Here is a 26,460-nt window from a genome sequence, read left to right as displayed (position 1 = left end):
AAAATGACCGAGCGGGATGCATTTTGCGACTCAATTTGGTATCGAGATATAGTTAATTTAAACAAAATCATCATGTTATGAATTGTGTGAGGATTGGCACAACTATTGGAATAGCTATCTGGTCATCTCAACCATACCGGAGCAAACCAGATGAAAAGCCTGATCGCTACCCTGATTGTGAGTGTCCTGAGCCTGAACGTGATGGCCAACGAAAACCCGCGGCCCGAGCTGGAGAGTGCCCAGCTGGAGCAGGATGTGCAGAGCGAGTTGCAACAGGCATCTCATGCCGTGGTGCAGGATGCGCTGTACAATCTCAAGCCGCTGGCGCTGGATACCCTGGTGGTGGAGGCGAGTCAGGCTGTGGCGACTCACCCCGAGAGCTGAGATAGCGCAGGGGGGTCTGTCCCGTATGTTGTTTGAAGAAGCTGATGAAGGCGCTGTCGCTGGAGAACTCCAGCGCAGCGGCAACCCGGCTGATGGACTCGCTTTCTGCCAGCAGCTCCATGGCGCGCAACAGCCGCCACTGCTGACGCCACGCCTGATAGCTCATGCCGGTCTCCCGCATAAAGATACGGCCAATGGTCTTGTCGCTGGCACCAATCTGTCCGGCTAACTGATTGAGCCGCTCCGGCAGGGCATCCCCCCGTTTCAACTGCTGTAGCCAGCCGCCCAGTCTGGGATCGGTTGGCAGCGGCAACTGCCACGACTCCCGCGGCGCCTGCCCCAACTCCTCCATAAACAGTGCCACCGTCCGTTGTTGCTGCTCTTGCGGTTTGTCCCACGGCCAGAGCGCCATCCGCTCGATCAGTTCGTGCAGCAGCGGATTGACAGCCAGCACCTCCACCGTGCCGGGCAACTCGGGGTGCGGCTGGAAGTAGAGTGAGCGGTAGGCTACCACACCGCGCATCAGTACCCGGTGGGCAGTGCCCGCTGGCAGCCAGGCGGCGCGGGTGGGCGGCAGCAGGCAGACCCGACCTTCCAGCTCCATGGTCATGCAGCCGGATTGGGCGAACAACAGCTGATGGCGCTGATGTTGATGCAGGCCCGAGTCGTGCCAACCGAGGGCGGAGGCGATGCCGATCACGCTGCCCGTCAGCTGGTCGGGGTCAAAAGGGTGATCGGGAAGAATAAAGGCCATATGTCCGATTTTTGATGTTTATAGTCCTGCTTATTGTAATCAGACAATCGGCATCTCTCTAGAATGGCGACCTCTTGTGAAGGAGGTTTGTCATGAACAACAAGTTGCCACCGCTCTGGCTGGTGGTGGGGTTGATGATGTTTCCCCAAATTGTGGAGACCATCTACAGCCCGGTCCTGACCCACATCGCCAGCCAGTTTCAGGTGAGCGAAGGGCAGGCATCCCAGACCCTGTCGGTCTATTTTCTGGCGTTTGCGGTGGGCGTGGTCTGCTGGGGTCGGCTCTGCGATCTGATCGGACGGCGCCCCGCCATGCTGGCCGGTCTGCTGACTTACGGTGCGGGCACCCTGCTGGCGCTGCTGGCCAACCAGTTTGAAACCCTGCTGCTGGCCCGGGTTATCTCGGCTTTTGGCGCCGCCGTGGGCTCCGTGGTGACCCAGACCATGCTGCGCGACAGCTATCAGGGTAGCGATCTGGCGCGGGTCTTCTCGGTGATGGGCATTGCGCTCTCACTGAGCCCAGTGCTGGGGCTGCTCAGTGGTGGCCAGCTGGCGAGCGGGTTCGGCTATCTCGGAGTGTTCAGCGGTCTGCTGGTCCTGGCGGTAGGTTTGCTGCTGGTTACCTGCTGGCAGTTGCCGGAAACCCGCCCGGCCACCAGCCAGCGAGTCGCGCTCTGGCCGCTGGCGTGTCGGATGATGAAGGATGGCGGACTCTGGCGCAGTGCCATGCTGGTCGCCCTGTTCAACACCATGCTGTTTGGCTACTACAGTCTGGCCCCCTTCCTGTTTGCCGGATTGGGATTGAGCACCGGCGAGTTTGGCTATTCGGGGATCTTGCTGGCGCTGGCGACTCTGCTCGGCAGCCTGCTCAACAAGCATCTGCTGGGGAGGGGGTGGCTGCCGTCATCTCTGACCCAACTGGCTAGCGTGCTGGCGCTGGTTACCGGGCTGCTGGTATGGGCGAGTCAGGCCAGCCTCTGGTTCCTGTTGCCCATGATGGGTGTCGTCGTCGCTTTCGGGCTGGCTATTCCCAATGTGCTGAGTCAGGCGCTGCTGGCCTATCGCGAAGTAGCGGGCAGTGCTGGCGCCCTGTTCGGACTTGGCTACTACCTACTGCTCAGTCTGGGGTTGGCGGTGGCGGCCGGATTGCAGGATCTCGGCCTGTTGCTGAGTGGCTGCGGTCTGTTGGCGCTGATTTGCTGCGGGCGTCGTTCCACGTGAAACGTCAGTTGCCGATAAAGCGGTAGCCAATACCGGATTCGGTCTCGATAAGCGTTGGTTGCTGGGGGTTATCCCCCAGCTTTTTACGCAGGCTGGCGATAACGATGCGCAGGTAGTGGGTGTCCTCCTTGTGGCTCGGCCCCCAGATGTCGTTGAGCAACTGGGTCTGCATCACCAGCTTGCCGGGGTGGCACACCAGCGCCTGCAGCAGGGCGAACTCCTTGCGGGAGAGGGGGATTTCTTCTTCCTTCATGGTCACCTTGTGGCTGCTGATATCCAGCGTCAGGCCGCATTGGGGGAAGTGGCGCCGCTCGCCACTGCTGACGCCAGCACGCTGGCGCAAGAGCACGCGAATGCGGGCCATCATCTCGCCGATGCCGAACGGCTTGCTCATGTAGTCGTTGGCGCCGGCATCCAGCAAGCGCACCTTCTCCTGCTCCGAATCACGGGCCGACAACACCAGCACCGGGTTGGGGTGGTGTTCGCGAATGGCCTGCAACACCTGAATGCCATCGCCGTCAGGCAGGCCGAGATCGAGGATCACCAGATCGGGGTTGAGGTGGCGATACTGCTCCAGCCCTTCATTGACCCCCACCGCCTCACTCACCTGATGCCCCTCGGCAATCAGGCTGATCCGCAGAAAGCGACGGATCGCCGCTTCATCATCTATGACCAGAATGTGCGCCATCGAACCTCCAGAGGCGAATGGTGGGAGGGGCTGAGTGACCCGAGCAGGCTTTCAGCCATCAAACCTCCGGTGAATTGAGGGCTAGCGGCAGAGAGATGCGCATGCAGGTGCCGTTGCCATTGGGGCCGGAGAAGGCCCAAATCTTGCCGCCGTGGGCCTCTATCATAGCGCGGGAAATGGCGAGGCCAAGCCCGGTGCCACGGCTGCCGCAATCGCCCACCGGCTGGGTGTAGAAGAGATTGAAGATCTTCTCCCGATCCGACTCGGCGATACCGACCCCGATATCGATGATGTCAATGATGAGGTCGGGTTCGGCCACCATCACCTTGAACTCGATGGGGGTGCCAGCCGGCGAGTAGCGGGAGGCGTTGTCGAGAATATTGACCAGCACCTGCTCGATCAGGGCGCCGTGCACATAGAGCTGGGGCACATGCTGATCGAAATGGACCAGCAGCTTGTGCTGGCGCCAGGAGGAGTCGAGCCGCTTGCGGGCGCTTTCCACCAGATCCGCCAGATCGACCCAGTCCCGTTTCAGCTGGAAGTCGGGGGAGCCGATGCGGGTCATATCCAGCAGATTCTGCACATAGCTGTGGAGGCGGCGCGCCTCCTCCTGCACCGAGTGGAGCAGTTCGTCGCGGTCTTCGGCGGGGATCCGGTCACCATATTCCAGCAGGGTGCTGCCAGCCCCCATGATGGTGGCCAGCGGTGTTTTCAAATCGTGGGAGACCGAGGAGAGCAGAGCGGCACGCATCCGGTCGGTCTCCGCCTGTAGCTGGCTATCGGCCAGCCGCTCGTTGAGGTCGATCCGCGCCAGCGCGGCGCGAATGTCGGTGAGCAGCGCCTGCAGCTGGTGTTCGGCAGAGGAGGAGAGAGGATTGGCCAGCGTTATGCCGATCACCAGATCGTCGCTGAGATGGTGATACTGGGCCTCGGCAGCATTGAGGGTGGCGGTGTGGGCTCCGGCGCTCTGCTTCTGGGCCAGACACCAGTCGATGGCCGCCTTGTCGGTCTGCCCGGGCCTGTGCTTCTCGTTGCCGAGCCTGTCGTTGAACTCCTTGTCGATCACCACGGTCGGTTGGCCGAGCGCCAGTGAAATGGCCTGGGCACCTTGTCTAAGCACCTCCTCCGGGCTGCTGGCGGTCGCCAGCCCCTGACTGAGGGAGAGCAGGGCATTGCCCAGCTGCTGGGTCTCTCGCAGACCGATCAACTGCTGGCGCTGACGGGAGGCGAGCCGCCCCGCGGTCATGCCGACGATAAGCAGCACAAACAGGGTGAGCAGGTCGCTGTGGTTGGCGACGCTCAGGGAGAAGTAGGGTGCGGTGAAGAGCAGATTGTGGGCGATAAATCCCAGCACAGCCGCCAGTGTGGCGGGTACCAGGCTGGTGGTGAGGGCAGTCGCCAGCACCCCCAGTACAAAGATGAGCGGCAACGCTGCGGGGGGCAGCCAGTAGGAGAGCCCCCAGGCGGCGGCCGAGGTGATCCCCATGATCACCACTGCCAGCAGGCTGTGGTGAATATCCTTCGGGGTCGGGACGCGCATCCCCACTTCGGGCTTCTGCTTCTCGGTATCGACCAGCGTGATTTCGAGCCCCTGCGCCTGCTTGAGCAGGTGTTGCACCAGCGAGCGACGCCACGGCGCCTTGTGAGGTTTGCCGAGCAGAAGCTGGGAGACCTGCTGCTGTTCGGCGGTCTCCAGCAGGGTGTTGGCGACCGCCGGGCTGGATAGCGTCAGCACCTTGGCGCCGAGGTGGGAGGCGAGCGCCAGCGCCTGCTCCACATCGGCCGAGCGGCGGCCATTGCTGTCGACATGCACCACCAGCCACGGGAGCTGACGGCGCTGGGCAAAGCGGTGGCCGTAGCGCACCAGCGCCGAGCCGTGCAGGTCACCGAGGCAAACCATCAGCTTGCCCCGCAGCGGCAAGGTGCTCTTGCCTGCTGCCTGCCACTGCAGTTGCAGATCGCCCTCCACATGGCTGGCAGCAGTCTGCATCGCCAGCTCCCGCAATGCGGTGAGGTTGTTGAGGGAGAAGAAGGATTGCAGCGCCGCCTTGGCCTGATGGGGCACATAGACCTTGCCCTCCTTGAGGCGGCCGAGCAGCTCCTTGGGGGGCAGGTCGATCAGCACCAGACTGTCGGCTTCCAGCAGCACCTGATCTGGCAGAGTCTCTTTCACCCTGACCCCGGTCAGCTGCCACACCAGATCGTTGAGGCTCTCCAGATGCTGCACGTTGAGGGTGGTGTAGACGTCGATCCCGGCGTTGAGTAGCTCCTCCACATCCTGCCAGCGCTTCTCGTGGCGGCTGCCGGGGGCGTTGCTGTGGGCCAGCTCGTCCACCACGGCGATGGCCGGTTTGCGGGCGAGCAGGCCGTCGAGATCCATCTCCTCCAGTCGCTGCTGGCGGTGCATGTGGATCTTGCGCGGCATGATGGCGAGCTTGTCGAGCAGAGCCAGGGTCTCCTGACGGCCATGGGTCTCCACCACGCCGATCAGAATGTCGACCCCCTCTTTGGCCTGTTCCCGCACTGCCTGCAGCATGGCGTAGGTCTTGCCCACGCCGGGAGCTGCCCCGAGAAACACCTTCAGCTTGCCCTTGTGCTCCTGTTCCAGGCTCGCCAGCAGGGCGTCGGCCCTTACCTCATCACGCATCACCATGCTCCTGCATCAGACTCGTCAGCAGGGCATCAGCGCTTGCTACATCAGCCATTGTTATCCCTATCGAGCCAACTGCCCGTTGCGAAAATCGAGGTCATCACCAAATCGGAATGGGCACCATCAGGCGCCCTTTTGATGATCCAGTTGTAGATTCAGCTGGAGAATGTTGACCACCTGCGGGCCAAGGATACCAGCTTGTGTGGCCGACTTGACCTGCTCCGTCAGTTGGGCGGGATCCAGTCCACGTTCTTTGGCGACGCGGTCGACCTGAGCCAGCACCGCATCCAGCGGCAGGTGGGGATCGAGGCCGGAGGCGGAGCGGGTCAGCATGGCGGGGGAGCTGGTTCCCGGCTGTGCCTTGGCGGCCTGTTCGGCAAACTCTGCCCGCAGTGGCGAACTCATCCCCAGATTGCTGGCGCTGCCGCCTATGGTGTTGAAATCGCTGGCTGAGGGGCGGGGATGGAAGTAGTCAGCTCGCTCGAATTTCTGCCCCAGCAGGGCGCTACCGATCAGTTGCTGTTTGCTGTCGGTCAGCTGGCTGCCGTTGGCCTGCCAGGGGAACAGTAGTTGGGCCAGTCCGGTGACCGCCAGCGGATAACCCACTCCCAGCAGCAGGGTCAGGGTCAACAGGGTTCTGATTGCTATCATGATTCTCTTGCTCCAAATGGATGGCTGGGGATGCGGGTCTGCCCCGCATCCCGGTTATGTCGTTACACCAGACCCAGGCCGGTAATGACCAGATCGATCAGCTTGATGCCGATAAACGGCACCAGCAGACCACCGACCCCGTAGATCAACAGGTTGCGGCGCAGCAGACTGGCGGCCGAGCCTTTCAGGTCGACACCACGCAGGGCCAGCGGCACCAGCGCCACAATGATCAGGGCGTTGAAGATGATGGCCGACAGGATGGCGCTCTGCGGGCTGCCCAGCTGCATCAGGTTCAGTACCCCCAGTTGCGGGTAGGCGGCGATGAACAGGGCTGGCAGGATGGCAAAGTACTTGGCCACGTCGTTGGCGATGGAGAAGGTGGTCAGGGCGCCACGGGTCACCAGCAGCTGTTTGCCGACCAGCACCACGTCCAGCAGCTTGGTGGGGTTGGAGTCGAGATCCACCAGGTTGCCCGCCTCCTTGGCGGCCTGGGTACCCTCGTTCATGGCCAGACCCACGTCAGCCTGCGCCAGCGCGGGCGCATCGTTGGCGCCGTCACCGCACATGGCGACCAGACGGCCATCGGCCTGCTCCTGTCGGATATAGGCGAGCTTCTTCTCCGGCGTTGCTTCGGCGATGAAGTCATCCACCCCGGCTTCGGCGGCGATGGCGGCGGCGGTTTTCGGGTTGTCGCCGGTGATCATCACGGTGCGGATCCCCATGTGGCGCAGGATCTGGAAGCGAGCCTTGATACCGGGCTTGATGATGTCCTTGAGGTAGACCACCCCCAGCAGTTTCTCCTGAGTGCAGACCAGCAGCGGAGTCCCACCCTGACGGGCGATACTGTCGACCGACTTGAGCACCAGCTCCGGCACCGCCTTGCGGTCGAGGCTGAGGTAGTTCAACACGGCATCCACCGCACCCTTGCGATATTGATGACCGTTGCGATCCAGTCCGCTCAGCCGGGTTTCGGCGCTGAAGGGGATCACCTTGTCGCTCTCCAGCTGGCTCGGCTTGGCCATGCTCTTGCTGGCCAGAGTCAGGATGGATTTGCCCTCCGGGGTGTTGTCACCCAGCGAGGCCAGCATGGCCGCTTGTGCCAGCAGGGCAGGGTCGACACCCGGTGCCGGGATCAACTCGTCGGCCATCCGGTTGCCGAAGGTGATGGTGCCGGTCTTGTCCAACAGCAGGGTGCGCACGTCACCGGCCGCTTCGACGGCACGGCCAGACTTGGCGATGACGTTCAGCTTCACCAATCGATCCATACCGGCAATGCCGATGGCGGAGAGCAGGCCACCGATGGTGGTCGGGATCAGGGTGATAAAGAGGGCAATCAGGTAGAGACGCGGTACCTGGGTGCCGTTGTAGTCGAGGAACCAGGGCAGGGTGGCGACCACCAACAGGAAGATCAGGGTCAGACCCACCAGCAGGGCGTCCAGCGCCATCTCGTTGGGGGTCTTCTGGCGTTTGGCCCCTTCCACCAGTGCAATCATCCGATCCAGTGTGCTCTCGCCCGGATTGTTGCTGACGCGCACCCAGATCTCGTCGGAGACGACCGTCGTGTTGCCGGTCACGCCACTGCGGTCGGTCCCCGACTCGCGAATGACGGGGGCGGATTCACCGGTGATGGCCGCCTCGTTGACTGAGGCGATGCCGGCGACCACTTCGCCGTCGGCCGGGATCATCTCGCCGCTGCGTACCAGCACCAGGTCCCCCTTCATCAGGCTGGTAGCGGGTACCCACTCGCCCTGACCATCTTTGGCATTAGCCACCCGGCGGGCCTTGAGCTGGCTCATGCCCGCTTTCAGGCTGTCGGCTCGCGCCTTGCCGCGCCCCTCGGCCAGGGTTTCCGCGAAGTTGGCAAACCAGAGGGTCAGCCAGAGCCAGGCGGTCAGCTGCCAGGCCAGCGAGGGGGCGACGCCGGAGAAAGGCTGCCCCAGCAGGGACTCCACGGTCGCCATGACTGCGGCCAGCCAGAGGGTGAACAGGATGGGGCTGCCAAACAGTGCCTTGGGATTGAAGCGATAGAGGGCCTCAACCATTGCCTGGATGATCTGTGATTTCTGTTTTTTGCCCTTCACCAACATGGTGTCGGTGCTCATTGCAGTGGACTTGCTCATTGGAAAGCTCCCAGCATCAGATAGTTGGCTATTGGCATCCTGATGGTGATCGACAGGGTCAGGTTCATCAGAGTGCACCTCCGATCAGGCTCAGATGTTCGGCCACCGGGCCCAGTGCCAGCACCGGCAGGAAGGAGAGGCCACCTATCAGCAGGACGGTGATGATCAGCAGGGTAACGAACAGCGGGCCGCTGATGGGGAAGTCCCCTTCGCTCGTCTCCTGACGGGGCGCACGGGCCAGCTGACCGGCGATGGCCAGTACCGGAATGATGTAGCCGAAGCGACCGAGCAGCATGGCCAGACCGATGGCGATGCACTGCCAGTTGTCACCGGCGGCAAAACCGGCGAAGGCGGAGCCGTTGTTGCCGGCAGCCGAGGCGTAGGCGTAGATGAGGCGTGACAGACCGTGCGGGCCATCATGGCCGATGATGGTGCTGGCATCCGGCATCAGCAGGGTGACACCACCGATCACCAAAACCCCCACCGGCATGACCAACATGCTGGCGACGACCCACTTCATCTCGGTGATGCCGAGGCGTTTGCCCAGATAGGTCGGGGTACGTCCCACCATCAGGCCGCACAGGAACACGGTCAGCAGTACGAACAGCATCATGCCGTAGATACCGGAGCCGACCCCGCCGAAGATGACCTCACCCAGCAGCATGTTGATCATGCCCACCATGCCGCCGAGCGGAGTAAAGCTGTCGTGCATGGCGTTGACGGCACCGTTGGAGGCGGCAGTAGTCGCCACTTCCCAGATGCTGGAGAGCACAGGGCCGAAGCGGCTCTCCTTGCCTTCCCAGTTGCCAGCCATGTTGCTGGCGTCAGTGGTGAGCTGGGCGAGGGTGGGATCCGGTTTCAACTCCTGAGAGAGTGAGACGAAGAGCCCCAGCACCAGCATGAGGGTCATGGCGCCGAGAATGGCGCGGCTGTGGGCCATGTCTTTCACATAGCGGCCCAGAGTAAAGACCATTGCAGCGGCGATGGTGAGCAGGGCGACCATCTCCAGCCAGTTGGAGAGGGCTGTCGGGTTCTCGAACGGATGTGCCGAGTTGATGCCGAAGAAGCCGCCGCCGTTGGAGCCCAGTTGCTTGATGGCGATCTGCGAGGCCGCCGGGCCGAGGGGCAGCAGCTGCTCCTGACCCTCCACACCGTGGAACGGCAGATAGGCGGAGAGGCTTTGCGGCACCCCTTGCCATACCAGCACCAGCGCCATGATCAACGCGATGGGCAGCAGCACATAGAGGCAGAAACGCACCAGATCCTGCCAGAAGTTGCCAAGGTTGATGGTCTGCTGACGAGCGATACCGCGGAACAGGGCAATGGCGACGGCGGCGCCCGTCCCTGCGGAGACGAAGTTCTGGGTGGTCAGGCCCACCATCTGGCTGAAGTAGGAGAGGCTGGCCTCACCGGAATAGGCTTGCCAGTTGGTGTTGGTCATAAAGCTGACCGCGGTGTTGAATGCCAGTTGCCAACTCAGACCCGGCAGTTGCTGCGGGTTGAGGGGCAGCAACCCCTGCGCCATCAGGATCAGGAACAGCAGACCGAAACCGGCGCCGTTGAAGGCCAGCAAGCTGAGGGCGTAGGACTTCCAGTCCTGCTCCCGTCCATCGGTGCCACAGCAAGCCAGTGTGGCGCGCTCGACCGGCGCCAGCCAGTGGATTTTGCCTTCAAATACCCGGTAGATGTAGTTACCCAGCAGCGGTGCCGGCAGCAGAACCAGCAGCACGAAGGCCACCGGATAGATTATTTCTTGCCACATGTTCTAGTTCCTCACTCGTGGTCACGGTGCGTCAGGGCACGCATTGGATTGCTCACGAGGCTCGGCAGTTTGCTGGCCACCGGGTAGATAATTTCTTGCTGCATATAGGTAGTCCCTCACTCGTGACTGCGCGTGAGTGCGCGCATCAGATAGGCCATCAAGGCGAGGACGAGCAGCAGATATAACCAATTCATATCGACTCCATTGAGATAATTAGCTGCGAGAGCCGATGTAAGACCATATCGACTCTGTTGGTGTCATTGACGCTGAAAAGGGTATGTAAAACAGGCGTAAAGGCGCCATAAAGCGCCATGTGGCAGGCGTAAAATCGGCGTAAAGAACGGCGGATTTGCGAGAGAAATAGCGAGGAGGGATCAAAAAACCCGGCCTGAGCCGGGTTTGGGAGAAGGGGTTAGATGGTTGTCGAAGCTGGCTCCTCGTGAAAGGTCAACTTCAAACGTACCTATCGCATCGTCACGAACTCTTCAGCGCTGGTGGGATGAGGCGTGGGAACTTAGTTGTTGAAGTTGGCCTGATAATGACAGGCCGACTTCAAACGTACCTATCGCATTGTCACGAACTCTTCTGCACTGGTCGGATGGATCGCCACGCAGTTGTCGAAATCGGCCTTGGTGGCACCCATCTTCATGGCGACGCCGAAGCCTTGCAGGATCTCGTCCATCGCAAAGCCGATGCCGTGCAGACCGACTACCTTCTCTTCCGGGCCGACACAGACCAGCTTCATCCGGGTGGGCTGGCGATGCTGGGTCAGTGCCGAGTACATGGCGGTGAACTGGCTGCGGTAGACCTTCACCTGATCTTCGCCGTATTCGGCGATGGCTTCCGGTTCGGTCATGCCAATGGTACCTATGGGCGGGTGGCTGAACACCACGGTCGGCACCAGATCGTAGTTGAGGTGCTCGTTCGGCTTGTTGTTGAACAGCCGTTCGGAGAGGCGACGGCCCGCGGCGACAGCCACCGGGGTGAGTTGGATGCGCCCCGTGTTGTCACCCACTGCATAGATGTTGGCGACGGCGGTGTTCTGGAACTTGTCGGTCGGGATAAAGCCCTTCTCGTCCAGCGTGATGCCAGCGGCAGCCAGGTTGAGGTTGTCGGTAGCCGGTACCCGGCCGATGGCCCAGATCAGGCAGTCAACGGTGAGGTGGCGACCATCTTCCAGTTGCAGGGTCAGGCTGTTGTCAGCGTTCTTGATCACGGCTTTGGGAATGGCGTGGGTGTGCAGCTTGGGCCCTTCCTGCGCCATGATTTCGACCAGAGTCTCGTGGATCATGGGGTCGAAGTTGCGCAGCGGCGCGTGCTTGCGCACCACCAGATGGGTCTCTGAGCCGAGTGCCTGCATCACGCCAGCGATCTCGACTGCGATGTAGCCAGCTCCAACCACGGCAACCCGCTTGGGCTGGCTTTGCAGGTCAAAGAAACCGTCGGAGTCGATACCCAGCTCGGCACCCGGGATGGCCGGAATTTCCGGGCGGCCACCGGTAGCGATCAGGATATGATCGGCCGTGTAGTGCTCGCCATTAACCTCGATGGTGTTGCTGCTGACGAAGCGGGCGAAGCCCTTGATGACGGTGATCTGGTTCTTGCCCAGCACGTTCTGATAGGACTGGTGAATGCGGCCTATGTAGGCCTGGCGGGACTCGACCAGCTTGGCCCAGTTGAAGTGGTTGAGGGTGGTGTCAAAGCCGTAGTCGGCGCCATATTTCAGGGCATCGGCGATCTGGCCTGCATACCACATAGCCTTCTTCGGTACGCAGCCTACGTTGACGCAGGTTCCACCCAACTCTTTGGCTTCAATCAGGGCAACTTTCTTACCGTACATGGCAGCCCGGTTGGCAGAAGCAATACCGCCGCTGCCGCCGCCGATGGCGATATAGTCAAAATGCTGTGCCATTGCGAGGTTCTCCGCTCATTAAGAATGCAATCACAGCATGATGGGGATAAAGCGGCTGGCTCACAAGAGCCAGCACTCAGTTATGTTGGATCGGCAGGCGAATATGGAACTGGGCGCCCTGGCCCGGTTCGCTGGCACAGCTGATACGGCCTTTCAGCAGTTGCACCACCAGGTTGTAGATGATGTGGGTGCCCAGACCGCTGCCACCCTGACCCCGCTTGGAGGTGACGAAGGGATCGAAGATGCGCGGCAAGATTTCGGGCGGGATGCCGCGGCCATTGTCCGAATAGTCGATAAACAGCTCCTCTCCCTGCTGTTCCACCTTGATGGTGATCTTCTTCGGTTTGTCCCAGTTGTCGAACCCGTGGTTGATGGAGTTGAGGATCAGGTTCGAGTAGATCTGGGTAAAACTGCCCGGGAAGGAGAATATAGACAGCTTGGGATCGCACTGGATATCCACTTCGCACTGGCTCTTCTTCAGTTTGTGGCCAAGCGAGACCACCACCTGATGGAGGTTGTCGGCGAGGCTGAAGTTGTAGCGTGCTTCCGATGACTGGTCGACCGCCACCTGCTTGAAGCTGGCAATCAGCTCGGAGGCGCGCCGCAGGTTGCTCTGCAGCAGCTGCATCGACTCGTCGAGGTTGACGGTGAACTCGTTGAGATAGGAACGCGACAGCTGTTTTGACTCTATATGAGATTTGAAATCGGCAACCCGTTCCTGCAGGTAGGAGGAGGCGGTCACACTGATGCCTATTGGGGTATTGATCTCGTGTGCCACCCCGGCCACCAGCGAGCCGAGGGAGGCCATCTTCTCCGACTCCACCAGGGTTTGCTGGGCTTGTTTCAGGTCGTCGTACGCCTTGCCCAGCTGGTTGTTGGCTTCGCTCAGGCTGCGGGTACGCTCCACCACTTTTCCTTCCAGCTGCTCGTTGAGCTGGATTATCTCCCGCTCGACCTTTTTCAGCTGGGTGATGTCGTAGCCGAAGCCGATCTGGTACTTGAGGTTCGGCCCTTCATAGAAGGGTACGAAGGTCCACTGCAGCACCAGCTCGTGGGCCTGCTGGTCATGCATGATGACCTCTTTGTCCGCCAGTGAACCTTCCGCCGCCAGAATATCGTTCAGCTCTTCCCGTTGCGCCGGGCTGACAAAGAGATCCAGCCAGTTGTGTTGCAACAGCTCCTGCTGGTGGTAGCCGGTCAGCAGTATGGCTGCCGGGTTGATGCTGGCGATGGTCAAGTCTGGTTCCATGCAGCAGATGACCATGTTGGCGGAGTTGATCAGGGTGGCGGAGAAATCCCGCTCCTGTTGCAGCTGTTCCACCGCCTGATGACGAGCGACCAGCTCGTCACGTAGCCGTGTGCGCATCTGGTTGAGGGTGGAGACCAGGGTATCCAGTTCGTCGGGTTTCTTGCGTGGTTGCGGACGCCCCTCCAGCACCAGCTCCATGTCGAGCCGATCGAGGTTGAACTTCTGGGCGTAGTTGGCGATGCGGTTGATGTGTCTGACCACCAGATAGTAAATGATGATCAGGATACAAAATGAGACCACCAGGGTCTTGATGGTCTGGCTGACCATGATCAGCACTGACTTCTCAATCAGACGCTGGTAAATCTGCTCCAGCGACGCGGCGACAAACAGCTTGCCGACAATTTCCCCCTGATAGGTGAGATTGAACTCCTGGGAGATGTCATAGCTTTCCCGTTCCACTCCCTGGGTCAACAGTGGCACTTCGGAGTTGCCGAGCATCTCCTTGACCATCACAAACTGCATGTTGGGCAGGTTCATGATCCCTTCGATCTGCACTTTGACCTGCTCCTCATCGAGGTTCCACAAGCTGGCGGCAATAGGTTGCAAAAAGGAGGCTTCGATCTGGCCGATGCTGTCTTCGATGACGGCGACATCCTTGCGGTAATCCCAGGCGAGTTGCAGCACCGTAATGATCATCGCCAATACGGTACTACACACCAGAATATAGGAGAGCAGGCGGTATGAGAGTCCGTTGCGGCCTACGGCCTCGGCGGTCTTGGAGATGAGTCCTGACATGGCGTCCTTGCGGTCTGGATGTTGTGTTTTTTAGTTTAACTGCTTCATGCACTTATGTCGTCTTTCCTGCGAACCATAAAAAAGGCCCCGTATCGGGGCCTTGGCAAGTGATTGATGATCAGTGTCCGCCGTTTGCCTTGGGCGGAATGGTTTCATCGAATACCGGCAAGGGTTTGTGCTCGGAAGCCAGATAGGTGTAGATCACCGGCAGTACGAACAGGGTGAACAGGGTACCGATGGCAAGGCCTGCCACGATGACGATACCGATGCTGAACCGTTGTGCTGCACCGGCGCCTGCGGCGTAGAGCAGCGGGATCAGACCGGCAATCATGGCGGCGGTGGTCATCAGGATCGGACGCAGACGCACCTTGGCGGCTTGCATCACGGCTTCCATCCGGTTCATGCCGCGCAGCAGCTGCTCTTCCTTCGCTACTTCACAGATCAGGATGCCGTGCTTGGTAATCAGACCCACCAGGGTGATGAGGCCCACCTGGGAGTAGATGTTCATGGTCGCCAGTCCCCAAGCCAAGGCAATCAAGGCCCCGCTGATGGCGAGCGGTACAGAGACCATGATGACCAGCGGGTCACGCACCGACTCGAACTGGATCGCCAGCACCAGGAAGATGATCGCCAGTGCCAGCGCGAAGGTGGCATAGAGCGCATTGCCTTCGGTGACGAACTGACGGGCTTCACCCATGAAGTCGTAACGATAGCCTTGCGGCAGCTTCTCGTCGGCGGTGGTCTGGAACCAGTTGATCGCATCACCCATGGCCACACCCGGAGCCGGAACGGCACCGATAGTGGCGGAGTTCAGCTGGTTGAAGTGGGGCAGGGCGCGGGGCTCGCCAACCACTTCAATGGTGATCAGGCTGCCGAGCGGGATCGACTTGCCATCTGCGGCCCGCACGTAGTAGCCCTTGATGGACTCCGGATTGAGACGGTATTTGCGCTCGACCTGCGGGATCACCTCGTAGGAGCGGCCATCCAGGTCGATACGGTTGACGTAACCGTCCGCCATCATGGTGCCCATGGTGATACCGATATCCTGCATGGTGATGCCGTAGGCACCCGCCTTGTCCTTGTCGATGCGGATCTTCATGGTGGCGGAGTCGTAGTTCAGATCGAGATCCGAATAGACGAACTGACCGTTACTCTGCGCCGCGGCCAGAATTTCACCGGCCACCAGGAACAGGCTTTCGAAGCTGTTCGGGGTGGTGATGACGAACTGGATCGGCAGACCACTCGATGCTCCCGGCAGTTCCGGGAACTGGAAGGTGGTGATGGCCATACCCGGGATGTCTTTCACCAGATTGGCGACCCGATCCAGCACCTCTTTCTGGCTCGCTTCACGTTGGCTCCAGGGCACCATGGAGGCGATACCGAACGCCTGGTTGGCGTTGAACACCCCTGAGAAGACCTGGGAGAAGGCGATCTCGGGCTGCTCGTCCAGGATCTTGTTCACATCCGCCATGGTGTTTTCGATGTAGTCCAGGTTGGCGTTGGACGGTGCGGTACCCAGCACGGCCATTACCCCCTTGTCCTCTGACGGTGCCAGTTCGCTCGGGATGAACTTGAACAGCAACGGCAGGCTGGCGAACACGATGACGGCGAACACCACGATGACGGGGCGCTTTTTCATCACGGCGTGCAGCATGCTGTCGTAGCGATCGGTCATCCGTTCCAGCAGGTGGTGGACCGTGCTCTCGAATTTGCCCGGTTGCTCGTTGGCCTTGAGCATCTTGGAACACATCATCGGTGACAGGGTCAGGGCGATGATGCCCGAGACGAACACGGCACCTGCCAGGGTCAGGGCAAACTCCTTGAACAGGGAGCCGGTGATACCCCCCATCAGGGCGATAGGTGCGTATACCGCCGCCAGGGTGACCGTCATGGCGATAACCGGCACCGCAATTTCACGGGTACCGATAATGGCGGCCCGGAACGGCTCTTCACCTTCTTTGATATGGCGGTCGACGTTCTCCAGCACCACGATGGCGTCATCCACCACCAGACCGATCGCCAGCACCATCGCCAGCAGGGTCATCAGGTTTATCGAGAAGCCGAACATATCCATCATCATCACCACGCCGATAAGACTGAGCGGAATGGTGATGATCGGGATGATGACCGCGCGGAACGAGCCGAGGAACAGGGTGATGACCACCAGAACGATGGCGGCTGCCTCCAGGATGGTCTTGATAACCTCGTGGATGGACTCGTTGATCGCCACGGTGGAGTCATACATCACGTTGAGACGCATGGTGCTCGGCATATTGCGCTCAAGGCTCGGCAGCAGTGCCAGCACATCGCGGGCGATGTTGATGGGGTTGGCTGTCGGGGCGGCGTTGACCGCCATGACCACGGCTTCGCGACCATTGGCGCTGGCACGATAGACATCGTGACTCTTCTCAAGGGTTACCTTGGCGATGTCCGCCAGACGGATCACCTTGCCGTCGCGGGTAGCCACCACCAGTCGCTTCAGCTCGTCGACATCCTTGACCTGGGTCTCGGCATTGCCATTGAACAGGGTGAAGTAACCGGTCGCCTGACCTGTCGCGGACTGATAGTTGTTGCTGTTGAGCACCGTCATCACGTCGCTGGCAGTCAGGTTGAAGGCCGCCATCTTGGCCGGATCCAGCCATACCCGCAGGGCAAACTCGACACCGCCGTAGAGGTCAACCTTGGAGACCCCGCCGACAGTAAAGAGCTGCGGCTTGATAACCCGCTCCAGATAGTCGGTGATCTGGCTGGAGTTGAGCTCCGGGCTGGTAAAGCCGAGGTAGAGCACCGCCGTGGTTGAACCGGTGGAGGAGGTGACCGAGGGGTCTTCCGCCTCTTTCGGCAACTGAGAGCGTACCGAGTTCACCTTCGCCAGGATGTCGGACAGCGCGGCGTTGGGGTCGGTATTGAGCTTCATGTATGCAGTGATGGTGGAGCTACCCAGCTGGCTGGAGGAGGTCATGAAGTCGATGTTGTCGGCTTGCGCGACCGCCTGTTCCAGCGGCTGGGTTATGAACCCCTGGATCAGATCAGAACTGGCGCCATAGTAGCCAGTGCTGACGGTGATCACCGTGTTGGTCACCTCGGGGTATTCCCGTACCTGCATCTTGAAGATGGCCTGAAAGCCCAGCAAGGCGATCAGGAAGCTGAGCGAGATCGCCAGCACAGGCCGTTTTATAAATATGTCAGTAAATCGCATCGCAGATCTCCGCGCTTACAGCATCGGGGTTTGTGCCGGAACGGCCAGGGCATCGTTCTCGACCACATGCACCTTGGTGTCGTTGCTCAGGCGAACCTGACCCGACAGTACGATCTGGTCACCGGCCTGAATGCCAGAGAGCACATGCACATCGTTGCCACGGCGCTCACCCGCCTTGACCACAACCTGCTTGGCTCGCAGCACTTTCACCTTGTTACCCTCTTTGTCGGTCTCTTCGCCCTCTTTGAGCACATAGACGTTCTGACCGTAAAGGGTGAAGGAGATAGCGGTCTGCGGGATCACGATCTGATCTTTCACCGTCGGCAGAATGATGCTGGCGCGGGCGAACATACCGGAACGGAGCTGACCGTCGTTGTTCGGAATGTCTGCCTGTACCTGGATCAGGCCGCTCTGGAAGTTGACCGCAGGCTCGATGGCGGTGATATGGCCGTCAAACTGGGTTTGCGGATAGGCATCCACATTGATCTTGATGGTCTGGCCCAGCTTGATTTTGGAGATATCGGTCTGGGGCACGGTGAAGCGCAGACGCATCACGCTGGTATCTTCCAGGCGCACGATATCTGTGCCTGGTTGCAGATACTGGCCAAGGAACACATTGCGCAGGCCGACCACGCCGCTAAAGGGCGCGCGCACTTCACGACGGGCAATGGTCGCCTTCAGACTCTCGATATCCGCTTCCAGCGAGCGATAGGCCGCTTCGGCTTCATCCAGCTGCTCTTTGGAGATGGAGCTGGTCTTGTAGAGGTTCTGGAAGCGTTCGAATTTGGCTTTTGCCGCTGGCAGCTTGGCCTGGGAGGCGCGCAGATTGGCCTTCTCCACGGTGGAGTCCAGGCTCAGCAGCAGTTGGTCAGCCTTGACCGGTTTGCCCGACTCAAAGGTGATGGCATCAATGGTGCCAGCCAGTTCGGTGGAGAGGGTCACCCCCTGATTCGGCTCGATGAAGCCGATCGCTTCGATGGTCGGTACCCAATCCTGCGCCTTGGTCACCATGGCGGTGACGGGGAACTCGGGTTCCGGCCGGTTGGCCATGTATTGGGCAATCATCTTCTGTTTGAACAAATTGAAGCCGATGACGCTGCCAAACAAGGCGATCGCTATCAGCAACATAATGGCCATCCACTTTTTCATGAACAGGCTCCTGAGGTGGAAAGATTAGGGGATAAAATGGCATTCCAGCTGGCCTGGATCGCGGTTTCCAACTGCGATTCGGTCAGCGTGATGTTGTGCACCCTGCACTGCAGGGCCAGATGCATGACACTGTCCAGACTCAACACCTGGAGTGCCCGTATCGGTAAATCAATAAACAATCCTTGTTCAACGCCCTGTTCAAAAAATCGGTCCAGAGGCTCCCAGGCAGCCAGAATGACAGGATTGGTCTCCAATTCTGCCCCTAGCGGAGAGCTCTCGTACTGCAATTTGCACCGGATAGCGTTGGGTTCGTTAACAAAAATGGCATGAATATTGAGCCATAATTGGCGAAATTGTTGAAATGAAACTTTATCGATCGCTACATCTGCCATGACCATGGGGACACACTGCAAGATAGTGTGCTGATGCAGTTGCCGGATCAGATCATCCTTGTCACCGAAGTAGCGATAGATGGTGCCGGTGGCAACATTGGCCTTCTTGGCGACTTCTGCAATCGACAGACCATGAAAACCCCGTTCACCCAGCACCTCATGGGCCGCGTTGAAGATGCTCTCTTTTTTATCCAGAATCATCAGTGTGACTTTCGATTGAATGAACGTTCATTCATTCTAGATGGGCACAACATCAAGTCAAGACGGCAAGATGAACTGATGCGGGGATGTATGCCTTTTGTCAGGCTACAGGCAGGAATGTGGAAGAAAAACACACAGATTGCCTGAAAAAACAACGAACAGTCCTTCGGTGACAGAAAAGTGTAGACAAACCAGAAACCATAATTAATAATGCGCCCCGTTCGACAGCGTAGCGCCCGTAGCTCAGCTGGATAGAGCGCTGCCCTCCGGAGGCAGAGGTCACAGGTTCGAATCCTGTCGGGCGCACCATCAAAAGTGCGTCGGTTAAACGGGCGTTGTTGTGGAACAAAAACAGCTGTGGTGGCTGTAGCTCAGTTGGTAGAGTCCCGGATTGTGATTCCGGTTGTCGTGGGTTCGAGCCCCATCAGCCACCCCATTTTACAGCTTGTCAGGTACGCGAAGGTGGCGGAATTGGTAGACGCGCTAGCTTCAGGTGTTAGTGCCCCCCGGGTGTGAGGGTTCGAGTCCCTCTCTTCGCACCATGCTTGCTGTATGACGAGGATGACCATAAGGTCGTCTTTGTTTTTTTGAAGTAAACTATTTTGAAAGAAATAGCCTCGGTGATTAGCGCAGCCCGGTAGCGCATCTGGTTTGGGACCAGAGGGTCAAAGGTTCGAATCCTTTATCACCGACCACATTTAGAAAAACCTCGCTTCGGCGGGGTTTTTTACTTTCTGGCCTCCGCTGGGCCAGTACTCTCTCCCTGTTACGTCTGTTTACACTCTATTTGGGCAGCGCGCCCCGCCTTTCGGTTATGCTTCAGCCTCGAGTCACTGACAACCGGATGTCATCGGCCCATTTCAGGCATTTTTCCATGAATGACAAAATTTCCTTTGCTTGCTCTCCCGCCCTGCTGGCTGCCTTGCTGCTGGGGGGGTGTACCATCAAACCGCCATCAACCGATGAAATTATGGACTCAATCGCTTCGAGACCGTCGGAAGATCGGGTGCTCTCTCCCTTGCTGACCAGCGGCGGCTTTTGTGTCGCAGTATCCCGACAGAAGGTGTTGGCACAACCTTGCAGCGGAAAAGACGATCAACTGTTCGAGTGGGATCTGGGTGAGTTGCGCCTGCAGGATCTCTGTTTGCAAGCCAAAAACGACAGCGAAGTGATGCTGGCACCCTGTGACGGTCAGGCGCAGTGGGAGTGGCAGAAAGACAGGCTGTTCAACAGCAAGGTCTCCCGCTGCCTCGATGTGGCCGGACGACGCCATACTCCCGGCACGCCGCTGCGGCTGGCCGAATGCTACGGCGGGGCGAACCAGAGCTTCAGCTGGCAGCGGCCCAATCCTTGGCTGGAAACCCTGAAAAAACAAAGCCTCACATGGTGAGGCTTTGCTGAATCGGATGGCGGTCTGAAGAGGATCAGGCTGCGCTGACGCTCTCCAGCTCGAACAGCTTCTCCAGATAGACGGCGACGCCATCTTCATCGGAGGTGAGGGTCTGCTCGTACTCCGGCAGCGCCATTTTCAGGCGGTCATGGGCGTTACCCATGACGATGCCGCGCCCCACCATAGTCAGCATCTCGAAGTCGTTCATGCCATCGCCGAATGCGATCGCCTCCGACATGTCGAAACCGTTCTGCTCCAGCACGGCACGCACCGCATTGCCCTTATGCACTCCGGCGTGCATCACTTCGAGGCAGTCCGGCAGGGAGAAAGTGACGTTGAGCTGATCGCCGTAGCGCTGGTTGAGGTGCGCCTCGATCTTCAGCAGCTTTTCGTGGTCGCCGATGTAGAACACCTTGTTGATCTGCTCTTTCGGTTCCTGTTTCAGGTCATCGACCAGACGGTAGGTGAACCCTGACTCGTCGTGGAACTGCAGCAGCCAGGGCAGCTCCTCTTCCACCACCCAGTCATCACCCTGATAGACATTGAGGTGGATAGAGGGGTCGCGCTCCAGCGCAATCAGTTCGGCGGCGATTTCGGTCGGCAGCGGCTGGTTGAAAATGAGCTGATCCTGTTTGTCATGGACCACGGCGCCATTGGAAGTAATGAGGTAGATGTCCATCCCCAGCGCATCGCGGAAGCTGCGTACGTCAACGTGATGACGGCCGGTGGCGACCACGAATTTCACACCTTGTTCTACCAGGCGGTGCAGGGTATCCCGGGTACGGGGAGAGATCTGGTGCTGCTTGTTGAGCAGAGTGCCATCGAGATCGGATACAACTACCTTGAACATCATTACCTCGGCATCGATTGAAAACAGGGGCAGTTTACCTTAGCCCGCACTGTCACCCCATTTATTTAGGGTTACAAAAAATAGCCAGCTCAGAAGCGGGCGAAAAAGTCGACCATCGCGGTCAGGGCGGGCTGGCGCTTGTCATCGGATTCGATAAACAGTTCGTGCCAAGCACCCTCGATGCGCAGTGGTTTGCCCCCTTCGCACTTGGCAATGGTGCAGAAGCGATCCTGTGCGGCATTGTCCACCACGCTGTCGTTGCCAGCCTGCAGCACCAGCAGCGGCGTCTTGATGGCGCCCGCATCGGCGATGGCAGCATCGGCACCGGTGATCCCCTGATAAATCCAGTGGGCGGTCGCGCCACCCAGCTTGATCTGCGGGTGCTGTTCGTAGAGCTGGCGGAACGCCTGATAGCGGGACTGACTGTGAGTCAGCTCGTTGTCGGCAAAGCCGTGATCCTGATAGGTGCTCTGACCCGGCCCATAGGGTGGTTCGCCAAACCAACCGCCGACCGTGCCTATGGTGCTCGCCAATCCCTTGGCCAGCCACTTGGGCAGACCGCCGAGATTGATGCCCAGCATGGGGGAGGAGAGCACGGCCGCCTTGATATCATCGGGCCAGCGCTCCAGATAGCGGGCCGAGATGGCACCGCCCATGGAGTGGGCCAGCAGGAACAGCTTGGCAGGTTGGTCCGCCATGATTATCTGGTCGTGAAACTGCTTGAGATCGAGCACATAATCGTCGAATTGGTCGACATATCCCTTCTGCGGGTCATTCAGCATCCGGCCAGACATTCCCTGACCGCGATGGTCGATGAGATAGAGGCTGTAGCCCTGACGCCACAGATCCCACGCCAGCTCCTGATACTTGAGGTAGCTTTCGACCCGGCCATTGACGATGAGGATGGCGCGATCAACCTTCTCCTGCCGCAGCGCGGCATAGCGGATGGTCACCCCGTCCTTGCCCTTGAACTCCCCTTCAACCGCATGCTGGCGCCAGAAGTCGGGTAGGGTTTGCTGGTAGAGGCTGGGTACATCGGCTTCGCTGGTGAGCTGATAGGTATTGGTCACGGCAAGGGCTCCGGCAGAAAACAGGGTCAGGGCCAACAGGGAAAGAGAGAGGGGTTTCATCAGGCACACTCCTGTTGCCAATGGTGATAAAGGGCAGCGATATCCTCCGAGCAGAGCAGCGCCATGCAGGCTTGCAAGCGAGGCAGGGGCCAGTCCCACCACTGCATCTCTTGCAGCATGAGGATCTGCTCATCGCTGAAACGACGGCGGATCGGCTGAGCCGGGTTGCCGCCGACTATGGTGTAAGGGGCCACATCCCTGGTTACCACGGCGCGGGTGGCGATGACGGCGCCATCACCTATGGTGATGCCGGGCATGATCATCGCTTCCGAGCCGATCCAGACATCGTTGCCAATCCGGGTGTCTCCCTTGCGCAGAAAGCCGCTGCGGGCCCCTTCGCCAAAGGTGTCGGGATTGAACGGGAAGGTGGAAACCCAATCCAGCCGGTGGCCCTGATTGCCCGCCAGCACGAAGGTGGCGCCCGAGCCGATGGAGCAGAACTTGCCTATGATCAGCCGATCCACCTCGCCCCAGAGGCCGCTCTCCCAGGTGTCGCGGGTCGAGCCATCGCCGAGCAGGTAACGGACGCAGTGATCCTCGAACGGCTTGCCGTGGTAGTAGCCGGAGTAATAGCTGTAGTCGCCGGCCTCTATGTTCGGGTTGGTCAGGTGATCCCGGATGATTTGCGATTCCAGCCAGCTGCCAAAAGGGTTCTCCATCACTCCTCCTGCGGATCGTCCTGCTCACTCTGCTGCGCCCACCCTTTGCGGGTCAGCTGCATCCGTTGCCACCACTCTTCGTCCGCCAGAATTTCACCGGCCGGGCCGAGCTGGGGGTAGGGCATCTCTTTCTCTTTGCAGAGCTGGGCATAGATAGGATAACCCCCCTCGAACAGGATGCTGCTTTGCTCCTCCAGCGTGAGCGGGCAGCCGCGTTGATAGCATCCGGCCAGCTCGCGCTGGCGCTGCGCCTCGTAGAGGATGGCGGCTGCGGCCACCGAGACGTTGAGGGATTGCACCATGCCCACCATGGGGATGACGATATGGTGATCGGCCAGCGCCAGCGCTTCTTCACCGATGCCGTGCTTCTCCTGACCCACCAGAATGGCGGTCGGTTTGGTGTAGTCGATAGCGCGAAAATCGACGGAGCTGTCGGAGAGGTGGGTTGCCAGGATCTGCATGCCTGAAGCTTTCAGCTCGGCAACGGCTGTGCCGATATCCGGGTGCAGTTTTACATCCACCCAGTTCTGGCTGCCGCGGGCGGTGCCCTTGCGCTTGTGGATCCAGGTTTTGGGCCAGACGGCGTGTACCCGGTGGATGCCGATGGCATCGGCGGTACGCACGATGGCGGCCAGATTGTGAGGTTTATGGACCTCTTCCATACAGACGGTCAAATCGAGCTGACGCTGGGCCAGCATATCGGTGATGCGCTTGAAGCGTTCGGGGGTCATGGCTTGTCTCTATAAAAGCAGCAGGCGGCTTGCGCCGCCTGTGTTCAGTTCTTCTGTCGGCTCACCTTGAGCACGTTGGGCATCACGCGGATCTTGCGCATGATGTTGGCCAGGTGGATGCGGCTCTTGGTGGTGATGAGCAGGCTGACCTGATAGACCCGGCCATCCTTCTCTTCGGTGCTGATGGCGTGAATATTGGCGCCGGTGGCGGCAATCACGTTGGCCAGCTCGGCCAGCGCACCCTGATGGTTGACGATCTCGATGCTGATGCCGGTGCGGAACTCCTGTTCCTGCTCCTTGTCCACTTCCCACTGCACCGGCAGGTACTTGTCCGGCTCCTTGCTGTAGCCCTTGATGTTGCGGCAGGCTTCCTGGTGGATAACCAGACCCTTGCCCGGACTGATATGGGCGATAATGGCATCTCCCGGGATCGGGCGGCAGCAGTTGGCGAAGGTGACCAGCATGCCGTCGGCACCCTTGATCGGCATCTTCTTGCTGCTGGTTTTGGGCTGCTCTTCCGGCGGTAGTTCATCCCCAAGCATGCGGCGCGCCACCATGACGCTCATGGCGTTGCCGAGGCCGACATCGGCCAGCAGCCCCTGCAGATTCTCATGCTTGGTATCGGCCAGCACCTGCTTGATGCGTGGCTCGGGGATGTCTTCGATATTCTTGGCGCCCAGCGCATGGTTGAGCAGGCGGCGACCCAGCACCACCGACTCTTCGGTGCGCAGGTTCTTGAGGAACTGGCGGATCTTGGATCGTGCCTTGGTGGTCACCACAAAGTTGAGCCAGGCCGCGTTGGGGCGGGCGCCCGGCGCCGTGATGATCTCCACCGTCTGGCCCGAGTGCAGCGGGCTGCTGAGCGGGTAGGGGTGGCGGTCGACCCGCGAACCGACGCAGGCATGGCCGATATCGGTGTGCACCGTGTAGGCGAAGTCGACCGGCGTGGCGCCAGCGGGCAGCTCCATGATGCGTCCTTCCGGCGTGAACACGTAGATCTCGTCTGGGAACAGGTCGGTCTTGACCCCTTCGATAAATTCAAACGAGCTGCCAGCGCTCTGCTGCAATTCCAGCAGGCTCTGCATCCAGCGCTGGGCGCGGATCTGGGCAGTGGTGCCCGAGCTGTCGCCATCCTGCTTGTAGGCCCAGTGGGCGGCAACCCCTTTGTCGGCCATCTGATCCATGAACTCGGTGCGGATCTGTACCTCGACCGGCACTCCGTGCGGCCCCACCAGCGAGGTGTGCAGCGACTGGTAGCCGTTGGTCTTGGGGATGGCGATGTAATCCTTGAAGCGGCCGGGGCGCGGTTTGTAGAGGCTGTGCATCTGCCCCAGCACCCGGTAACAGGTATCTATGTCCTTCACTTTTACTCGAAAGGCGTAGATATCCATTACCTCATGAAATTGCAGCTCTTTTTTCTCCATCTTGTTGTAGATGGAGAAGAGATTCTTCTCGCGGCCACTGACCTGATGCTCGATCCCCGCTTCTTTCAGACGACCGCTGATTTCGCTCTGGATGGAGTCGATGATCTCGCGGCGATTGCCACGGGCGCGGCGCACCGATTCGCGCAACACGCGGGATCGCATGGGATAGAGCGCCTCGAAGCCCAGCTCTTCCAGCTCGTTCTTCATGGTGTGAATACCGAGGCGGTTGGCGATGGGGGCGAAGATTTCGAGGGTTTCCCGAGCGATACGGCGGCGCTTGTCAGGGCGCAGGGAGCCTAGGGTGCGCATATTGTGGGTGCGGTCGGCCAGCTTGATCAGAATGACCCGGATATCCTGGGTCATCGCCATCACCATCTTGCGGAAGTTCTCGGCCTGCGCCTCTTTGCGATCGCGAAACTTCAGCTTGTCGAGCTTGGAGACCCCGGCCACCAGTTCTGCAACCGCGTTGCCGAATTGTTCGGCCAGATCGGCCTTGGTGACAGAGGTGTCTTCGATGACGTCGTGCAGCACGGCGGCCATCAGGGTTTCATGATCGAGGCGCATGTCACCCAGGATCCGGGCAACGGCAACAGGGTGGGTGATATAGGGCTCGCCACTGGAACGCATCTGACCCTGGTGGGCATCACGGGCCACCACATAGGCTTGCTTGAGCTTCTCAACCTGCTCTGGCGGCAGGTAGGAACTGGCTATTTCTTTAAGGTTTTCAAATAAATACAAGACAGTCCCCGCAGCGGTGAAACGGCAATTCGTGGAATTGAGGGTATAGCCCTGAGTTTGCGAGGTTTTCGAGCGGTTGTAAATGGGGATGAACAGTCGGCACCCGGGCGGGTGCCAACCGGAGGAATAACTTAACCGCGGCCTTCGGCGATGGCAGCAACGGCAGCCAGCTCGGCGGCTTCCTGCTCTTGCTGTTCGTAGCGGTCCTGGGTGTCCATCACTTGATTGTTCACCAGACCCAGCTCGATCTCACGCAGGGCGATCACAGTCGGCTTGTCGTTCTCTTCGTCGACCAGGGGATCTTTGCCTTGTACCGCGATTTGACGAGCGCGGCGCGCGGCGACCAGCACCAGGTCAAAACGGTTACCTACCTGTTTTACAGCATCTTCTACAGTAACGCGTGCCATGCAGG

20 protein-coding genes and 4 tRNA genes are annotated in these 26,460 nt (G+C 59.8%); 7 read left to right on the top strand and 17 right to left on the bottom strand.

Annotated elements, in window-relative coordinates; genetic code table 11:
• The first annotated feature begins 150 nt into the window (after positions 1–150).
• Positions 151–384: a hypothetical protein gene (locus tag G5287_RS13325; RefSeq protein ID WP_421231420.1), complete on the top strand. Its 234-nt coding sequence runs from the start codon at positions 151–153 to the stop codon at positions 382–384.
• Here G5287_RS13325 and G5287_RS13320 read toward each other — a convergent pair.
• Entirely contained in the window at positions 314–1,138 is an 825-nt protein-coding gene (locus G5287_RS13320) for an AraC family transcriptional regulator (RefSeq protein WP_421231419.1), read from the bottom strand. The genes G5287_RS13325 and G5287_RS13320 overlap by 71 nt on opposite strands.
• Before the next feature lie 92 nt (positions 1,139–1,230).
• Between G5287_RS13320 and G5287_RS13315 the strand changes: the two genes are divergently transcribed.
• Positions 1,231–2,358: a multidrug effflux MFS transporter gene (locus G5287_RS13315; protein ID WP_421231418.1), complete on the top strand. Its 1,128-nt coding sequence runs from the start codon at positions 1,231–1,233 to the stop codon at positions 2,356–2,358.
• A 4-nt stretch (positions 2,359–2,362) separates the two neighbouring features.
• On the opposite strand, the gene G5287_RS13310 is transcribed toward G5287_RS13315, so the two are convergent.
• From G5287_RS13310 to G5287_RS13265, 10 genes are all read right to left on the bottom strand, one after another.
• Positions 2,363–3,046 carry a response regulator gene (locus tag G5287_RS13310; RefSeq protein WP_005355774.1) on the bottom strand — a complete coding sequence of 228 codons (684 nt, stop codon included), beginning with the start codon at positions 3,044–3,046 and terminating at the stop codon, positions 2,363–2,365.
• Between the two features lie 58 nt (positions 3,047–3,104).
• Positions 3,105–5,693 carry a sensor histidine kinase gene (locus tag G5287_RS13305; protein WP_021230454.1) on the bottom strand — a complete coding sequence of 863 codons (2,589 nt, stop codon included), beginning with the start codon at positions 5,691–5,693 and terminating at the stop codon, positions 3,105–3,107.
• A 126-nt stretch (positions 5,694–5,819) separates the two neighbouring features.
• Complete coding sequence (locus tag G5287_RS13300) at positions 5,820–6,347, bottom strand: potassium-transporting ATPase subunit C (protein ID WP_201991000.1); 528 nt, start codon at positions 6,345–6,347, stop codon at positions 5,820–5,822.
• Positions 6,348–6,409: 62 nt separating this feature from the next.
• Positions 6,410–8,467, bottom strand: a complete 2,058-nt coding sequence (gene kdpB / locus G5287_RS13295) for a potassium-transporting ATPase subunit KdpB (protein ID WP_421231417.1) — start codon at positions 8,465–8,467, stop codon at positions 6,410–6,412.
• A 67-nt stretch (positions 8,468–8,534) separates the two neighbouring features.
• Complete coding sequence (gene kdpA / locus G5287_RS13290) at positions 8,535–10,229, bottom strand: potassium-transporting ATPase subunit KdpA (RefSeq protein WP_421231416.1); 1,695 nt, start codon at positions 10,227–10,229, stop codon at positions 8,535–8,537.
• Between the two features lie 562 nt (positions 10,230–10,791).
• The gene (gorA, locus tag G5287_RS13285; RefSeq protein ID WP_421231415.1) at positions 10,792–12,141 is read right to left on the bottom strand and encodes a glutathione-disulfide reductase; all 1,350 of its coding nucleotides are present in this window, start codon (positions 12,139–12,141) and stop codon (positions 10,792–10,794) included.
• Positions 12,142–12,217: 76 nt separating this feature from the next.
• Entirely contained in the window at positions 12,218–14,185 is a 1,968-nt protein-coding gene (locus G5287_RS13280) for an ATP-binding protein (RefSeq protein ID WP_421231414.1), read from the bottom strand.
• A 118-nt stretch (positions 14,186–14,303) separates the two neighbouring features.
• Positions 14,304–17,384, bottom strand: a complete 3,081-nt coding sequence (locus G5287_RS13275; protein ID WP_216952542.1) for a multidrug efflux RND transporter permease subunit — start codon at positions 17,382–17,384, stop codon at positions 14,304–14,306.
• A 15-nt stretch (positions 17,385–17,399) separates the two neighbouring features.
• A complete protein-coding gene (locus G5287_RS13270; RefSeq protein ID WP_216952544.1) occupies positions 17,400–18,533 on the bottom strand; it encodes an efflux RND transporter periplasmic adaptor subunit in 1,134 nt (377 codons plus the stop codon).
• The gene (locus tag G5287_RS13265; protein WP_421231413.1) at positions 18,530–19,126 is read right to left on the bottom strand and encodes a TetR/AcrR family transcriptional regulator; all 597 of its coding nucleotides are present in this window, start codon (positions 19,124–19,126) and stop codon (positions 18,530–18,532) included. Before G5287_RS13265 ends, G5287_RS13270 begins: the two co-directional genes overlap by 4 nt.
• A 232-nt stretch (positions 19,127–19,358) precedes the next feature.
• Between G5287_RS13265 and G5287_RS13260 the strand changes: the two genes are divergently transcribed.
• From G5287_RS13260 to G5287_RS13240, 5 genes are all read left to right on the top strand, one after another.
• A tRNA-Arg gene (locus G5287_RS13260) sits at positions 19,359–19,435 on the top strand.
• Positions 19,436–19,486: 51 nt separating this feature from the next.
• A tRNA-His gene (locus G5287_RS13255) sits at positions 19,487–19,562 on the top strand.
• Between the two features lie 20 nt (positions 19,563–19,582).
• Positions 19,583–19,668, top strand: a tRNA-Leu gene (locus G5287_RS13250).
• A gap of 76 nt (positions 19,669–19,744) precedes the next feature.
• Positions 19,745–19,821, top strand: a tRNA-Pro gene (locus G5287_RS13245).
• A 179-nt stretch (positions 19,822–20,000) separates the two neighbouring features.
• Positions 20,001–20,516, top strand: a complete 516-nt coding sequence (locus G5287_RS13240; RefSeq protein ID WP_266135175.1) for a ricin-type beta-trefoil lectin domain protein — start codon at positions 20,001–20,003, stop codon at positions 20,514–20,516.
• Positions 20,517–20,550: 34 nt separating this feature from the next.
• Here the strand turns inward: G5287_RS13240 and G5287_RS13235 are convergent, their stop codons facing one another.
• The 6 genes from G5287_RS13235 to rpoZ all read right to left on the bottom strand — a co-directional run bounded on the left by G5287_RS13235 (position 20,551) and on the right by rpoZ (position 26,455).
• Positions 20,551–21,366 carry a Cof-type HAD-IIB family hydrolase gene (locus G5287_RS13235; RefSeq protein ID WP_005339262.1) on the bottom strand — a complete coding sequence of 272 codons (816 nt, stop codon included), beginning with the start codon at positions 21,364–21,366 and terminating at the stop codon, positions 20,551–20,553.
• Positions 21,367–21,455: 89 nt separating this feature from the next.
• On the bottom strand, positions 21,456–22,496 hold the full coding sequence (locus tag G5287_RS13230; protein WP_421172829.1) for an alpha/beta fold hydrolase: 1,041 nt from the start codon (positions 22,494–22,496) through the stop codon (positions 21,456–21,458).
• On the bottom strand, positions 22,496–23,155 hold the full coding sequence (locus G5287_RS13225) for a CatB-related O-acetyltransferase (RefSeq protein WP_266135177.1): 660 nt from the start codon (positions 23,153–23,155) through the stop codon (positions 22,496–22,498). Before G5287_RS13225 ends, G5287_RS13230 begins: the two co-directional genes overlap by 1 nt.
• Complete coding sequence (gene trmH, locus G5287_RS13220) at positions 23,155–23,886, bottom strand: tRNA (guanosine(18)-2'-O)-methyltransferase TrmH (RefSeq protein ID WP_421231412.1); 732 nt, start codon at positions 23,884–23,886, stop codon at positions 23,155–23,157. The genes G5287_RS13225 and trmH overlap by 1 nt, the downstream gene beginning before the upstream one ends.
• 44 nt (positions 23,887–23,930) lie before the next feature.
• Positions 23,931–26,048: a bifunctional GTP diphosphokinase/guanosine-3',5'-bis pyrophosphate 3'-pyrophosphohydrolase gene (gene spoT, locus G5287_RS13215; RefSeq protein ID WP_005339255.1), complete on the bottom strand. Its 2,118-nt coding sequence runs from the start codon at positions 26,046–26,048 to the stop codon at positions 23,931–23,933.
• Positions 26,049–26,179: 131 nt separating this feature from the next.
• The gene (gene rpoZ, locus G5287_RS13210; protein ID WP_005307060.1) at positions 26,180–26,455 is read right to left on the bottom strand and encodes a DNA-directed RNA polymerase subunit omega; all 276 of its coding nucleotides are present in this window, start codon (positions 26,453–26,455) and stop codon (positions 26,180–26,182) included.
• Positions 26,456–26,460: the final 5 nt, after the last annotated feature.

Origin of the sequence: Aeromonas sp. 603079, from assembly GCF_049172135.1 — a bacterium.
GTDB lineage: Bacteria > Pseudomonadota > Gammaproteobacteria > Enterobacterales > Aeromonadaceae > Aeromonas > Aeromonas veronii.
Note: the sequence above shows the minus strand (reverse complement) of the source record. Positions and strands in the feature narration are given on the sequence as shown.